General features: G+C 61.2%; 12 protein-coding genes and 1 pseudogene. 3 read left to right on the top strand and 10 right to left on the bottom strand.

What is annotated here, in order from left to right; translation table 11 throughout:
• Positions 1-155: 155 nt before the first annotated feature.
• The 9 genes from ED655_RS14905 to efp form a co-directional block, all read right to left on the bottom strand.
• Positions 156-1397, bottom strand: a complete 1242-nt coding sequence (locus ED655_RS14905; RefSeq protein WP_122050903.1) for an alkaline phosphatase family protein — start codon at positions 1395-1397, stop codon at positions 156-158.
• A gap of 75 nt (positions 1398-1472) precedes the next feature.
• Complete coding sequence (locus ED655_RS14910; protein ID WP_240993703.1) at positions 1473-3530, bottom strand: AsmA family protein; 2058 nt, start codon at positions 3528-3530, stop codon at positions 1473-1475.
• Positions 3531-3808: 278 nt separating this feature from the next.
• Complete coding sequence (locus ED655_RS14915; protein WP_122050864.1) at positions 3809-5323, bottom strand: glycosyltransferase family 2 protein; 1515 nt, start codon at positions 5321-5323, stop codon at positions 3809-3811.
• A 60-nt stretch (positions 5324-5383) separates the two neighbouring features.
• A complete protein-coding gene (gene lepA, locus ED655_RS14920; protein ID WP_023979824.1) occupies positions 5384-7186 on the bottom strand; it encodes a translation elongation factor 4 in 1803 nt (600 codons plus the stop codon).
• 106 nt (positions 7187-7292) lie between these two features.
• Positions 7293-8300 (bottom strand): peptidoglycan -binding protein, encoded by a 1008-nt coding sequence (locus ED655_RS14925; protein WP_122050866.1) that lies wholly within the window; start codon positions 8298-8300, stop codon positions 7293-7295.
• Between the two features lie 15 nt (positions 8301-8315).
• Positions 8316-9488: a DNA recombination RmuC family protein gene (locus ED655_RS14930; RefSeq protein ID WP_122050867.1), complete on the bottom strand. Its 1173-nt coding sequence runs from the start codon at positions 9486-9488 to the stop codon at positions 8316-8318.
• Complete coding sequence (locus ED655_RS14935; protein ID WP_122050869.1) at positions 9485-10348, bottom strand: OmpA family protein; 864 nt, start codon at positions 10346-10348, stop codon at positions 9485-9487. The genes ED655_RS14930 and ED655_RS14935 overlap by 4 nt, the downstream gene beginning before the upstream one ends.
• A gap of 148 nt (positions 10349-10496) precedes the next feature.
• Positions 10497-11327 (bottom strand): inositol monophosphatase family protein, encoded by an 831-nt coding sequence (locus ED655_RS14940; protein WP_122050871.1) that lies wholly within the window; start codon positions 11325-11327, stop codon positions 10497-10499.
• A 119-nt stretch (positions 11328-11446) separates the two neighbouring features.
• A complete protein-coding gene (efp, locus tag ED655_RS14945; RefSeq protein ID WP_023979275.1) occupies positions 11447-12013 on the bottom strand; it encodes an elongation factor P in 567 nt (188 codons plus the stop codon).
• Positions 12014-12198: 185 nt separating this feature from the next.
• Here efp and ED655_RS14950 point away from each other — a divergent pair, with 185 nt between their 5' ends.
• Entirely contained in the window at positions 12199-13131 is a 933-nt protein-coding gene (locus ED655_RS14950) for a DNA/RNA non-specific endonuclease (protein WP_122050872.1), read from the top strand.
• Here the strand turns inward: ED655_RS14950 and ED655_RS14955 are convergent.
• Entirely contained in the window at positions 13117-14205 is a 1089-nt protein-coding gene (locus ED655_RS14955; RefSeq protein WP_122050874.1) for a lysine-2,3-aminomutase-like protein, read from the bottom strand. The two genes, ED655_RS14950 and ED655_RS14955, sit on opposite strands and share 15 nt — an antisense overlap.
• A 52-nt stretch (positions 14206-14257) precedes the next feature.
• Between ED655_RS14955 and epmA the strand changes: the two genes are divergently transcribed.
• Complete coding sequence (epmA, locus tag ED655_RS14960) at positions 14258-15241, top strand: EF-P lysine aminoacylase EpmA (protein ID WP_122050875.1); 984 nt, start codon at positions 14258-14260, stop codon at positions 15239-15241.
• A 116-nt stretch (positions 15242-15357) separates the two neighbouring features.
• Positions 15358-15612 (top strand): annotated as a pseudogene (locus tag ED655_RS14965) (hypothetical protein); the annotation flags it as partial.

Consider the following 15612-nt stretch of genomic DNA (forward strand, 5'->3'; position numbering starts at 1 on the left):
GGGCAGAGGGCGTGACGACAAGGGGTATGAGGCGTCTCTCACCGGTCCCTGCATCACAACCCGCGCGTCCTGTTTCATCGCACGGCCGGGATGCCATCCAGACAGATAGGCCATCAGACCGTAAGCTCACCCGCAAAGCGGTTTGATGGGCGGCGTTATTGAATGGCGCGATAACTGTCCCTCAGGCCACTCTGCAGGGGAGTGAGCGTGCCGTCGTTGTTTTCGGGCAGCAGGCCAAGAAGCATCATGATCAGTGGATAGACATCGACATTGTCGATGGTGGGCAGGGTCTTGTGCGGAACGAAGGCCGGGCCTGCTGCGATGAAAGTGGCCAGCATGTCCGGCGCCTGATTGTCGTAGCCGTGCCCGCCCTTTGAGATATGATCATGGGCATCGCGGGCAAGCGTCCAGCCGTTTTCAGCCAGGCAGAGCCATGCAGGTACGCGTGGATTGGTGCCGTAATGCAGCCTGGGCGGAATCTGGGCCTTGGGCCAGCAGGTTGCATGCTCATGGGGGGCGGACAGGGCGCGGGCAAGCTCGCGTTCATGCCCCGGTACAGGATTGATGCCGGCATAAGGGCCTGCCGTCACCACGTTCATGGCCTGTGCCGGCGCAAGAGAGGTAAGGGAAATGACGCGTTGGGGGCTGAGCGCCGTCATGCCGTGATCGGAAACGATAATGAGATTGGCCTGGACGTGACGCTGTTTCAGGCCAGCGATCAGGACTCCGAGCGCGTTATCGACTTCATGAACGGCCTGTCTCGTTTCGGGCGCAGAGGGTCCATCTACATGGCCGTGATGATCGACCCCATCGAAATAGAGCAAAGACAGGGCCGGGCGCTTTTCAGCGGGGCGGTCGAACCATGAAAGGACTGTCTCGACGCGTTTTGCCGGTGTGATCTTGGGGTCGAAATGATACCAGATTTCGGGGCGCGTGTTGAGTATGGGGACATCCGATCCCGGCCAGAAAACAGAGGCACTCATCAGACCGTGCATCTGGGCGGTAACCCAGGCCGGTGTGCCGTTATTCCACCAGCGTGGATCATCGACGCCGGTATGATGCCCCACACTGAAGGTCTCGCCGGGAATATCCGGGTCGGTCATGGTGTTGCCAACCACGCCGTGATGGTCCGGGCGCAATCCAGTTGCCAGCGTATAGTGATTGGGGAAGGTGATTGACGGGAAGGAGGGGCGCATGGGCGCGAACACCCCCTCATCCGTCAGACTGTCCAGCACCGGCGTGTCAGCATGGTGAAGATAATCGGGCCTGAAGCCGTCGATTGAGACCAGGATAACAGGTGGCAAGCCGCTCTGGGTGTCTGTCTTGGCAGGTGTGGCAGGAGCCTCGCAGCCAGCCAGACATAACAGAGCGGTGAGGAACAGGGATTTGCGCGCCATCCATGCAGACTGGCAGGATGGCGCTTGTTGATCAATCGTGATGATGCGGGTGACGCCCGATATCACGCTCCTGTCTCAGTTCTGCTTCAGGCGTTCCTTCCAGACAGAATGGATCTGCTTGCGGCTCAGCTTCTTGCCTTGGGGCTGCGACGCGGGGGCATTGGGCTGGACAGTTGCGGCGCCAGCGCCAGTCGTGCTCCCCGGCTTGATCCCGGCAGCCGGGTTGGCGTTGGCCTGACCCAGCGCATCCTCACACGCACTGCCCTTGCCGACACCGAACTGGATGGTGGGCAGGAGGGCAGCCGGAGGGAAGGCGATGGCCAGCCCAGCCGTGGCAGCAGCACGACCGATGATTTCGGCCCCCGGCATGATGGTGGGGCTCTTGAGCTGGCCGCTGATATTCACGCGTCCGGGGAACGAGAGGATGTTGAACGAGGTCGAGCGGGTCGTGACGTGATAGTCCAGCGTCTCGTTGCGCAGATTGACGGTTCCGCCACCCAGCGTGCGGGTATTGTTTGTCATGAGCAGCAGGGAGTTGGTGCTCAGGATACCCTGACGCAGCGGCATGTCAGCAATGAAACATTTCAGGTCGGAGCGCTGGGGGATGCCGAGTGCCGAAAGGATAGCACTGCCCACCTTGAGCCCCATGAGGTCGGGTAGAAGCGCAGAGACATCACCACCATGATCGACCACCAGCGTGACGCCACCATCACCATGGCCCAGGAGGGAGGCAATGGAGTTGCCGGTTGCGGCAAGGGTGATATGGCCACCAAGCGTGCCCTCACCCTTGAAGGTTTCTGTAGCCTTCATCAAACGCTGGATCGACAGGCGTGATACGTCGACCTTGAAATGGGTCTTGAACTGGCCATTCGGGGCGGGATCGAGCGCACCGGACAGGCCCAATGTACCGTTGCCCACGGCGAAATTGAGCTTGTTGATCGTGATCGCACCGTCCTGCACAACGATATCGGCCAGGATATCGTCAAGCGGCATATCCTTGTTTTCGATATGGTCACCCTTATAGACGAGATGCGCATTGACCGAGTTCAGCTTCGGGACATTGATGGGTGTCGAGGGAAGGATACGGTCGCTTGTCGAAGCCCTCTTGCCCTCTTCATGACCGGGCTTGGCTCCAATGAACCCGCCGAGATCCTTCAGATCCACATTGTGCGAATGCAGGTTGGTATCGACCGTGATGGGCTTGGTCTGAGGATCGACAGCAATCGTGCCGCCGATATCCGATGAACCCATCTTGCCGGCAAAATTGGTGAAGCGGATATGGGCTGCCGTGTAATCGAGATTACCCGAGATGCTGTAAGACGGCGTCTGTGGGATGGGAATTCCCGTCAGGGCGTAAAGCAGCGACATGTCAGGACCTGCGAAATGCAGGACGAGTTTCGTGCCCTTGAAATGCAGGGGGTCATCAACCGAGCCACGAAGCGTGACGTAGGTGGGTCCGTTTTCCAGTCGGGCATCGATCGGATAGGGACGGGTGGAATTGGTGAGCGTCAGGAGCGAGCCACCCACGATATGGCCTGAGATCGGTGCCTGCGCGTAGCGCCCCTTCAGATCGACGACGATGGTACCATCCTGATCGCCCTTGGCCGGCGTCGTATGAAGCAGGACATGCATATCCGTCTTCAACTTGGCCATGGCGACGCGGATATCGCCATCGGTGATCGTTACCGTGCCGATTTTGGGCAGAGGGGTGGATTGCTGCGGCGATGCGGGCTCGGGCTTGGCGTTCGGATCGGTGAACGTATAGTTGTTGCGCCCGTTGGCCAGAGCGACGATATCGCCCTTGGGCGTGTCGAGCGCGATCAGAGGCACCTCAAGCCCTTTATGGGTGATGTAATGCCAGACATTGACGGCTACCGTCGCTTTTTTGGCGCTGGCAAACAGCTCTTTCTCTGACTCGAAACCTTCGGGCTGATGGATCTGAAGGTCATCAACCGCGACTGTTGTCGTCAGGCCAAGTCGGACATGCAGGTGAGCAATGGTGACGGGACGGTGCAGGGCTGCGCTGGCACGCCGGTTGACCAAGGGTACGAACCAGTCCCAGTTCCACAACAGAATGAGCAGCACGAGGATGACTGCAAGTGCGCCCGATATGATGGCAAGCGCTCTGCGCACAGGGCGTCGCCGTGGCGGGTTCGGGGGGTTTCCGGTTTCTGCCACGGTCTGTGCCTTTCTGCTGCCTCTGGACGCCAATGGGGACAGAGGAGAGTGGGGCGTATTGCAGGGGCCGTTTTTCCGGCACCCGCAATGAAACAATCCACACGTCGCCCCTGTCCCGGGTGATCCGTTGATTACGAGATTGGCAGAAAGGAGTTCCTGAGAAGCCTTATGGCGGCTTTGTTAGGTAGATGAAAAAACCGGCTGGTCGGTCGCCCGGGATTCGCGTTTCGGTCTCAGGCCTGGGCTAGCCACGGCGGAATCAGGCCGGGATAACGGGTCTGGAGCAGCCCCCGCTTGGAGGTGGGCAGGTGGGCAATGGCACAGGCGATGGCATCGGCCTGAGGCGCCCGCAGCAGATCGAGCCCGAGGCAGAAATCATGCAGCGTGTCGCCATAACTGCGCAGGGCAAGGAAGGGGCGGATGCGCGACAGGATAGATTGCGAGGGTGTCACGGGCTGGGGGGTGAGCCTGAGCGATGCCGTCGGCTCGAGCGCTATGGCGCCGGTTTCGTCACGCGAGAGCCATTGCGCACTGGCAGGGAGGAAGAGGGTCATTGCCTGCGCGTCATCATCGCATGCGTCTGAATGGACGGGCACCCAGTGGGTGAGGAACGCACCCGGCGCGGTAGGGGCTGTGTCGATGGCGGAGGGCAGAAGAAGGAAGCCATTCGGCTGAGACAGATCGTCATCCTGACGGGCCTCGACATGCTCCATGACGAGCAGGACCTGCTGCCCCTCACTCGTGACGTCAACAGCCGGAAGGAAGGTCAGGCGATGCGAGAGGGGATCATAAGCCAGTGTCTCACCGGCCGATGTGACGAGTGAGGCAAAACGCAAGGGACGTGGCGAGGTCATGCTCTGATGGCTGCGTATGCTCAGCGAGGTGTCAGGCATGAAGCTCAGGCTGTTCTCCTGAATATCCTTGCGCATGCGCCAATAGAACGTATCGAGCATGACCCGCCCGAGGCGGGCCGCGTACTCACGGGTAGCTGCCAGGAAACGCCGGGGTTCGAGATCCTCGACCTCGTTGCGGTTGAAATGCGACCACAAATCGGGTGTTGCCTGACCTGAAGCGGGGAGTCGGGCAAGGCGGCTGGTGTAGTGTGTCAGATTGCGCGTCAGGTAATGCAGGATACGCGCACCCTGCCAGTTTACCGGGGCCTCGGGGTCGAACAGGGTGCCATCGGCCCGGTAATAACGCTCCGACGCAATAGCCCAGTGACAACCATCGATGAACTGCCCGGTGAAGCAGTCAGGGCGAATGAATGTCTTGCCTGGACGATGATCTGCGAATTCCAGCGGCGCACGTCGCGTATAGGCAGAGGTCGGCGACTCGGTCGGGCGGGTAACATGGCCGTTGGAGCCGAAAATGGACCAGTTGAGAAAGATGCCGTCGGCCTGATCGAAGCGGGACAGAAAGCTGCTCATATCGGGAGCGGATTCAGGAGAGACGTATTCGTCGCTCTCGAGGCAGATCACCCAGTCGAACCGGTTCCGGCAGGACTCGATGGCAAGGCCGTAAGCATCAGATCGACGCTCGGCGTAAGAGGATTTGTCATCAGGGCGAGTGCGCTGCGGCTCGACGGGCAAAATAGACGCTGCGCTCTGAATGACATCCCATGTGCCATCGGTGGAATGATCGTCAATCACGATCAGCGCATCGAAGCCGACCGCCAGATGATGGGCCATCCACCAGCCGATATCGTCAACATCATTCTTGACGAAAACGATCGCAGCAGTGGAGGCCATCGGGGAAATCCTTCTTTTCTTGTTATTCCTGCGGCAACCCTGGGAAGGGTCAGGGAAGTCTCAATCCATTTTCAGCGCGGCGAGGAAGGCGCTCTGCGGGATTTCCACCTTGCCGAACTGACGCATGCGCTTCTTGCCTTCCTTCTGCTTCTCCAGAAGCTTGCGCTTGCGCGAGATATCGCCGCCATAGCACTTGGCCGTCACGTCCTTGGACAAGGCACCCAGTGTCTCACGCGCGATGATGCGTGAGCCGATGGAGGCCTGAATAGCGATCTTGAAGAGCTGGCGGGGGATCAGATCCTTGAGCTTACCGCAGATGGCACGGCCACGCGTTTCAGCAACGCTGCGATGGGCAACGAAGGCGAGGGCATCGACGGGTTCCTGATTGACCAGAATGGAGATGCGCACAAGATCACTCTCCTCATAGCCATCGATCTGATAGTCGAAGCTGGCATAGCCGCGCGTCAGTGACTTGAGGCGGTCATAGAAATCGAACACCACTTCGTTGAGCGGCAGGCGATAGACAGCCATGGCGCGGTTGCCGACATAGGTCAGATCCATCTGGATGCCGCGACGTTCGCTGCAAAGCGTGAGCACGCTGCCGAGATATTCGTCCTGCACCAGAATGGTGGCCTTGATCCACGGCTCCTCGATCTTCTCGATCTTGCCGGGGTCAGGCATGTCTGCCGGGTTATGCAGATCTTCCTGCGTCCCGTTGGTCAGGTGCATCTTGTAGACCACGGACGGCGCGGTTGCGATCAGGTCGAGATTGAACTCGCGCGACAGGCGCTCCTGGATGATCTCCAGATGCAGCAGACCAAGGAAGCCACAGCGGAAGCCGAAGCCAAGGGCCGCCGAAGTCTCAGCCTCGAAATGGAACGAGGCGTCGTTCAGGCGCAGCTTGGCGAGCGAGTCGCGCAGCTTCTCGAAATCATCGGCGTCGATGGGGAAGAGACCGCACCACACCACAGGGATAGAAGGCTTGAACCCGGCCAGGGGCTTGTCGGCAGGGGTACGATCAAGGGTGACGGTATCACCCACCGCCACATCGGCCACCGTCTTGATGGCGGCATTGATATAGCCCATCTCGCCCGGGCCAAGGGTTTCGACTGCGGTCATCTTGGGCAGGAACACGCCCACCTGATCGACGTGATAGGTCGAGCCAGCCTGCATCATGCGGATCTTGTCGCCACGCTTGAGCGTGCCTTCCATGATGCGCACGAGAATGATGACGCCGAGATACGGGTCATACCAGCTATCGACCAGCAGAGCCTGGAGCGGCTTGCTGGCATCGCCCTTCGGTGGGGGCAGACGTGTCACGAGGGCTTCGAGCACGCCTTCAATGTTGAGGCCGGTCTTGGCCGACACCTCGACAGCGTCATCGGCGGGGATGCCGACCACTTCCTCGATCTGGGCGCGCACGCGCTCGACATCGGCGGCAGGCAGATCGACCTTGTTCAGAACAGGGACGATCTCGTGATTGGCGTCAATCGCCTGATAGACATTGGCCAGTGTCTGGGCCTCGACGCCCTGCGAGGCATCGACCACCAGAATGGAGCCTTCGCAGGCGGCAAGGGAGCGGCTGACCTCATAGGCAAAATCGACATGGCCCGGCGTGTCCATGAGGTTCAGGATGTAGGTCTTGCCATCCTTGGCCGGGTAGGTCAGGCGCACGGTCTGCGCCTTGATGGTGATGCCGCGCTCCTGCTCGAGCTCCATATTGTCGAGCACCTGCTCCTTCATTTCTCGTGCCGTAAGCGCACCGCAGGCCTGGATCAAACGGTCAGCCAGCGTGGACTTGCCGTGATCGATATGGGCGATGATCGAGAAATTGCGGATCTGGGAGAGGGGCGTGCCGGTCATGGCGCGATACATAAGCGATTGCGCCGTTCTTGTCATTGGGGAGAAACCGCCGCCATACGATTTCTCCCTGACGTTTCATTGCCTGTTCAGGGCTGTTTTGAGGGCTTCAGCGATCCGTCAGGCGGAATTCGATGCGGCGGTTACGGGTATAGGCGGCTGCCGTATTGCCTTGGTCGAGCGGCTGATAATCCGAAAAGCCGGTCGCTGCGAGATGATGCGGGTCCACGCCCTCGCGGATGAGCACCTTGACCACGGTGATCGCACGTGCGCTCGACAGCTCCCAGTTGCTGGGGAAGGCGGTATGAATGGGCTGCTTGTCGGCATGGCCATCCACGCGCAGAATCCAGGGGATATCGGCCGGGATCTGGCTTGAGACCTGCTTGAAGGTATGGGCCAGCGCTGCAATTTCCTTTTCACCCTCTGGCGTTAGATCGGCGCTACCCTGCGGAAAGAGAATGGAGCTCTGGAAAACAAAACGGTCACCAACGATCTCGACGCCTTTCTGGTTTTTCAGGACGTCCCGAAGACGACCGAAAAACTCCGAGCGGTAGCGCTTGAGCTGATTGACCTTGTCGGCCAGCGCCACGTTGAGCTTGTTGCCTAGATCCGTGATCTGCTGGTCGCGTGCCGTGACATCTTTCTTGGCGATATCTAGCGCCTGGCCAATGGCGAGCAATTGCTGGTTGAGCTGTTCGAGCTGTGATTTGAGTTCGGCAATAGTGGCCTGATCGGATTGCGTGGCCTGACCGGCAGCGGCGAGCGCCTGCTCCTTTTCGGCGATGGTGCCATTCAGCGTGGCAAGCTGCTGCGTGAGCACATCAGCCTGACGCTTGGCACTGTCGCGATCGGTCGTGAGGCTCGCCACCATCGAGCTAAGCTGCGTGTTCTTGGCCTCTGTCATCGACAATGTCTGTTGCAGGGCAGCGAGTTGCTGGCGCAGGGCATCGAGCGAGTGGGTGCGTTTGCTCAGGGCCACGGACAGGAATTGCTGGCCCAGCACAAAAACCAGCAAAACGAAGGTGACCACCATGAGCAGCGTGGAGAGGGCGTCCACATAGCCGGGCCAGGCATTGAGTTCTCCGCCGTGGGAGCTGCGTCTTGAGCGTCGTGCCATGAGAGCCGCCTCGCCTTATTGCGCCGAAGGGGGAACGACCGTTGATCCGCCGGGGCTGGTGGCGGCGATGGTGCGCGCCAGAACGCGAAGATCGTTGCGGATCTCGCCAGCCATCTGGGCACGGCCGCTGTGAAGCTCGTCGATCAGGCGTACGATATGGCCCTCGATTCGGCTGAATTGCTCGCGGCTGTCCTTCGCATCGTTAAAGGCTGTCGTGCCAGGTGTTGCGGCCTCGCCGACATGCTTGAGGAACGGACCGAGGAGGGCTTGCCCTTCCGCCACACGGTTCATCATCTTCTGGTTCGACTGGAGCAGGTCCGTCATGGCCTTGAGGCGCTCCTGCAGCCCGTCCATGACCTGAAGTTGCTGCATGCGGCTTTCCTCGCTGCGCGAGACGACATTCTGCAGGGTTTCGAGATTCTCGGCTGTCTGTTCCAGCAAAGCCTGCACATAGGCGGGCACGGAGGCATCGCCCCCTTCGATCAGGGTGCCGCCCTGCTTGGTGATACCGACCAGCCATTCCTCGACTTCATTGAAGAACCGGTTCTGGGCCTGACCGGCATTGAGATCGAGGAAGCCCAGGATGAGCGCTCCGGCGAGACCGAACATCGAGCCCGAGAAGGCGGTGGACATGCCCTTGAGAGGTTCGGCAAGGCCGGTTTTGAGCTGGCCAAACATGGCGTCGAGATTGCCATCGCCCACACTCATGCTGCCAATCACCCCGGCAATGGAGCTGACCGTGAGCAGCAGGCCGTAGAACGTGCCAAGCAGGCCCAGATAGATGAGCAGGCTGGTCATGTAGCGCGAGATATCGCGGGATTCGTCAAGGCGGCCCGAAAGACTGTCGAGCGTGGCCTGAGCCGACTGGTGCGACAGGCTCAGCCGACCTGTTGCCGTGCGGGCCGCGAGATTACGCGCCAGCGCGCCAAGCAGGCGAGGGGGCTGGGGCTGGGCGAGGCCGGTGCGGTTCACACGCAGCTGATCGACCCATTTCACCTCGGGCATCAGACGCAGCACCGTGCGCAGATTCCACAGGATGCCAATGACCAGCACACCGAGAATCAGTCCATCCAGCGCCGGATTGGCAAAGAAGGCGGCATAGAGCGTCTTGCTGAGCAGGGCGGCCACGGCAGCGACGAGGACCAGAAAGATCCCCATGCGCAGGAGGTAAAGGGTCGGGCGGGTCATGGCGTGGGGGTCCTTGATGCGGTTCCGAACTGGGCTTCAGAAATCGGGGCCGGTACGGCACCCTCGGCGACGATGTCGAGACGGTCTGCCGGTGCCGTGCCGGGCTGCGCCAGACCGGTGGCACGCGGATAGATGCGTGTGGTGGCCACGCCTTCGCGTATCAGGATGGAGCGCACGACAAGTGCGCGGGCAAGCGCAATACGGCGCGGGGTAGAGAGATCCTCATTTGTGCCGCTGGCCGAGGCCCAGAGCGTGACACGCAGGGTGGGCTTGCCTGCCAGCACCCTGGCTTCATCGCGCACGGCATCGATCATGGCCTGACTCATGCCGCTGCTATTGGTATCGAACAGTACACGCAGGCCATTTGCCTGCTTCTCGACCTTGCCCTTCGATGCCGGGTCGGGCTTGACCTCCTCCGGCGGGACAGGGGGGTGGGTCGGTACGGTCACGCCTGGCGGCGGGATGACAACGGGGCGCGGGGGCTGGGCGGGAACGTCCGGTGGTGCGCCGACGCGCTGTGCTGCAGGGGCGCGGGGTGTTGTGGCCGGTGCACTCTTGCCGGGCAGATTGCTGTTGGGTGCCGAGCTGGTGGCAGAGGAGGTGGCTGGATGGGACGAGGCAGATTTGCCCTTGGTGGCGGAGCTTGTATCCGCTTTATGCCCGCCCTTATGGCCTGCCTTCTCGGCCTTGCCTTTGGAGGCTTTCTGGGGGTTCTTCTGAGGTGCTGATTTCGCCGCAGGCCTGGCCGCGGGGATGGCATCATCATTGGAGGTGACCTGCGCCTGTACAGGCATCGCGGTCAGCAGGGCAGCCGGAAGACCGGCCGAAAACAGGAGGGAGAGGAGGATCGGCCGTTTCATGACCGGATGATCCTAATCGCGCTCCCCCCGCGCTAGCAATGGGGAATGAGATCTCGTTATCCCGATGGTTCCCACGCTATCCGGTTTTATTTGCGGAATAACCGGTTTTCGTATCCTGCCCGCGCCGGAGCGCGGGCAGGTTGAGGACTCAAGCCTTGCGGGTCAGGGCGTCGAGCACGATCTTGCGGATTGGCCCATGCAGGTGGCCGTTACCGGCGATCAGCGTCACGTCATTGTCGAGATCGGTGATTTCCAGACCTTCCGGGTCGGTCACGTAACCGCCAGCCTCGCGCACGATCAGCAGACCGGCCGCGCAATCCCAGGGCTTGAGGCCGATTTCCCAGAAGGCTTCGTAACGACCGGCAGCAACCCAGGCGAGGTCGAGCGCTGCGGCACCGAAGCGACGGAAACCTGCGACATGGGGCATAAGTGCCGCCAGTGTGCGACCGAAAGGCAGACGGCGATCGGCCGGTGTCTTGGCGAAGGGGATGCCGGTGGCGATGAGCGATTCGGACAGGTCACGACGTGCCGAAACGCGAATACGACGCTCGTTCAGGAACGCACCAATGCCCTTCTCTGCCCAGAACATCTCATTGGCGGCAGGGTTATAGACCATGGCAGCAGCGATTTCGGTCGAGCCATCGGGGTGGCGACGCTGAAGGGCGATGGAAATGGCCCATTGCGGAATGCCATGCAGGAAGTTCGATGTGCCATCGAGCGGATCGACGATCCAGCGCCATGTCCAGTTCTCGCCACCCGAATTGCCGCTCTCTTCCATCAGGAAGGCATAGCCGGGGCGAGCACGGGCAAGTTCCTCACGGATTGTCTGCTCGGCACGCAGATCGGCCTGCGAGACGAAGTCACCGGGGCCCTTGATGCTGACCTGAAGCTGCTCGACTTCGGCGAAATCGCGAAGGAGACGCTTGGCTGCTTTTTGCGCAGCATTCTGCATGACGGTCATATGCGGCGAGAGACGCATGGCAATAATCCTGATGAGAAACTGTGAAAGAGCAGGGTAGTCGTATTGAGGCCAAGCCCGGAAGGCGGGCTTGGCCTTGCGGGGGTGCAGCGTGGCTGCGCCCCCGTTTCAGAGGGTGATCAGGCCTTGGCGCGTTCGACGTAGGAGGCGTCGTCCGTGCGGACAACCACGCGCTCGCCGGCTTCGATGAAGGGCGGCACCATGGTCTTGACGCCATTGGACAGCATGGCGGGCTTGTAGGACGAGCTGGCCGTCTGGCCCTTGACCACAGGATCGGCCTCGGTGATTTCGAGCGTGACGTGCGGCGGCAGGGAAACGCCAACCGGGTCGCCTTCGACCAGCTTTACGTTCAGTTCCATGTTGTCCTGCAGGAAGGGCAGCTGGTCGCCGAAGATGTCCTTGTGCAGCATTACCTGCTCGAAGGTTTCCGGGTCCATCAGGACGATGTTGTCACCATCCGTGTAGGAATAGGTGTAGTCCTTGTCTTCCGTCATCAGGCGCTCGACGGTGTCGGCGGTGCGCCAGCGCTCATTGGTCTTGTTGCCTGTGTTCAGGTCGCGCATTTCGACCTGGATGAAAGCGCCACCCTTGCCCGGCGTGATGATCTGCTGCTTGAGAACCGTCCAGCGACGACCGTCATGCTCAATAACCTGTCCGGCGCGAATCAGGTTTGCCTGCTGCTTCATGGAAGAAAGATCCCGGGAATCGTGATGTGGATACGACGGGTCTGTGCCGCCGTGAAAGGCGGGGTTCTAACGAAGCGGGCGCTCAAGAGCAAGCAAGATGCATGGTCTGCCCTCCGGGATGCCGCGCTGGAGGCGCTGTGTGCGATCTGGTTGTGTATTTGCCAAGTGGCAGCTAGAGCGCAGCCATGCGGTTTCGATCTTCTAGCGTGTTTGCCTTCTCCGGGCTGGGTCTTGTTTTCTGGGGTAGTTCCGGCGCCTCGGGCTTTGCGGGCCTGTCACGCGCCTATGCCGAGGCTCCGGTTTCGGCTGGACAGACGCCAGGCACGGTTGCGTGTGCGGCAGATTTCTCCGGTGGAATCGCGCCGACCCTGACGGCACCCGCCCCCACAACGCGCAATACGTTCCTGTGCAACACGGATTTCGCTGTTCTCGTGTCCGGGGTCACGCATGAGCCTGTCTGGGTGGCAGAGCACCTTACGCGTGACGAGATACGCCATGCCCAGCATCAATTGCGCGAGGGCAAGTTCCATGAGGAGACGCGCCAGCCAGAGGCGGACAGGGCCCATCTGGTCGATTACCAGCGGTCCGGGTTCGACCGTGGGCACATGATGCCGAGCGGTGATGCCCCGAGCCGGGCGTCACAGCAGGAGACATTCTCGCTCGCGAACATGGTGCCGCAGACACCTGACCTCAATCGCGGCCTCTGGGCCGGGGTCGAGAAGAAAGTGCGCGAGCTCGTGCTTTCAGAGGGTGAGGCCTATGTCGTGACGGGGCCAGCCTATCGTACGCAGACCCCTGCCCATATCGGACCCGGTGAACTGCCCGTGCCGACCTCGACATGGAAGGCGGTCTATCTGCCGTCCCGTCAGGTGGTGACGGTTTATGTGTGCAAGAACACTCTCTCGCCATCCTGCACGCAGGTTCCTGTCGCGACGCTGGTCAGGGTGACAGGGGTCGACCCGTTTCCGACCCTGCCAGCCTCGATGCGAGAAACGATCACCCGCATGGCCGATCCCGAGACGCAGCCCTATCGTGTCTCTCCCGCACTTCGTCGTCTGACAATGCGGGTGCTCAAGGGGCTGATAGGCGAGATGTTCTCTGGCTCATCCCCGCTCTGACGGGATGGCGGGGAGCGTGTGCGTGTTGCCCGCCGGGTCCTGCACGGCGCCGGGCTGCGTCTCAGGGTGGTAATAATCTGGCCCCAGCGGCACCTTGCCCGCACCGCCCGGGATATCGAGCACGTAGGTTGGCCAGGCAAGACCTGTCACGCGGCCGCGCAGGCGGGCCAGCAGCGCACGTCCCTCATCGATTGGCACATGGAAATGAGAGGTGCCGGGGGCAGGGTCGAGCTGATGCAGGTAATAGGGCTTGATGCGGGCGGTAACGAACGCACGAAGCAGGGCCTCCAGCGCTTCCTCGGTGTCATTGACACCGCGCAGCAGGACCGACTGGCTGAGCACCGGTATCGCGCGACTCTGTATCTGCCGTATGGCGGCGCGAGCCTCACGGGTCATCTCGCTTGCATGGTTGGCATGGAGCACGATCCACAGGGCGCGGTCGGTTTCGAGAGCATCCAGCATGGCCGATGTAATCCGTGCGGGGTCGGCCACAGGCACGCGGCTATGGATACGGATGGTCTGGATATGGGGCATGGCCGACAGCGCCTCGATGATATGGCGCAGTCGACGCGGGCTCAGCATGAGCGGGTCCCCACCCGTCAGGATGATCTCGCTGATGGCGGGGTGATCGGCAATCCAGTTCAGTGCCGTGTTCAGGGCCTCGTCTGAGAGGAGTCCGCCGTCCGGCCCCACATGCTCGCGCCTGAAACAGAACCGGCAATAGAGCGGGCAGACCAGCAAAGGCTTGAGCAGCGCGCGATCGGCATAGCGATGAACGATACCCGGCACGGGAGAAAGGGCGTCATCGCCAATCGGGTCATGCAATTCCCACGGGGCGGTCTGAAGTTCGGCAGGGGTCGGGACAACCTGCCGCCCGATCGGATCATCCGGATGGTTGATCAGAGCCAGAAAGGCCGGCGGGATGGCTGTGGCGAACTGGCTGGAGAGAGCCTCAAGCGCCACCGCCTGATCCGGCGGAACAAGTCCAAGCGCAATCAGTTGCGATGGCGTGCGCACAACAGGGCGTGGCCCGGTATGACGCGGTTCAGCGGGGGGATTGACCTTTTCTGGCATCAGGGGGCTGTACTTCAGGCACAACTGTTTTCGCAACCGGAGAGCGCATATCATGGCGGGACGAAACGCAATTTCAGACAGGCTGCCGCTTTTGCAGCGTCGTGCCCTGCTGCAACGTGGTGTGCGTGCCTTTTTCGACGCCCGTCATTATCTGGAGGTGGAGACACCATGCGCGGTGCTTGTGCCGGGTGAGGAGGTGCATCTGCGCTGCTTCCGCACCGAGCTCGAGCGACCCGATGGCACTAAGGAGCCGCGCTACCTGCACACCAGTCCCGAATTTGCGATGAAGCGCATTGTGGCGGCTACCGGGCTCGCGGTTTTCCAGCTCGCGCGTGTCTGGCGCAATGGCGAGCAAAGTGCCTTGCATGCGCCTGAATTCACCATGCTGGAATGGTACAGGCCCGGGGCGGGGCTCAGCGCCCTGATGGATGAAACTGAGGCGCTGTTGCAGCATTTATTGCCGCCCACCCTGACCTGCGGCGATACCGCGCTCAGAATTGACGCGCCTTTCGAGCGACTGACGATGGCCGAGGCGTTCAGGCGCTATGTCGGGGTCGATCTGCTGGGTATTGGCAATGATGCCGCCCGTCTGGCGCAGGAGGCTGGTACGGTCTTGCGCGCCGGCGAGACATGGGAGGATCTTTTCTTCCGGCTGCTGCTGGAGCGTATCGAGCCGCATATCGGGCGTGATCGACCGACTTTCCTGACGCATTGGCCTGCGGCGCAGGCAGCGCTTTCGCGACGTGACCCGGAAGATCCGCGTGTGGCGCTGCGTTTTGAGCTCTATGCCGCAGGAATCGAGTTGGCCAATGCCTTCGAGGAGTTGACCGATCCGGTGGAACAGCGTGCGCGCTTTGTGGCGGACAGGGAGCGGCGGATCGCTCTGGCACCGGATCAGGACTGGCCGCTCGACGAGGCTTTTCTGGCTGATCTGGCGGATCTTCCGCCGTGTAGTGGCATTGCGCTGGGGTTTGACCGGCTTGTGATGCTGGCAACCGGTGCACCGCGCTTGTGTGACATTGTGTGGTTTTCTTAAACCTTATGATAGCAATGCACCTTTTTGAGGGGCAAAATCGTTCTCATGGCCTAGAGTGGCGCCAGCTTCGAACTGATCCGGCAGGCGGCTTCAGCTTCGGAAAGGGTATCAGGATGATGAAGAAAACAGTTTTTCTGTCGTTTGCTGCGCTGCTGACCCTGTCGGCATGCGATGTTCCGACCGTCCAGCAACGCAAGGTGCTGGATTCCATGATCGGCAAGAGCGATGTGGATGTGTTGCGGACTTTCGGCGTGCCCACGCGCACCTATCAGGCCAGCGGCCATGACTTCCTGGCCTATATCGATAACGAGACCAACTACTCACCGGGCACCGGTGGCTGGGGCTGGGGCTGGGGTGGCGGCCCGTGGGGC

This window comes from Asaia bogorensis, from assembly GCF_900465345.1.
Taxonomy (GTDB): Bacteria; Pseudomonadota; Alphaproteobacteria; order Acetobacterales; family Acetobacteraceae; genus Asaia; species Asaia bogorensis_A.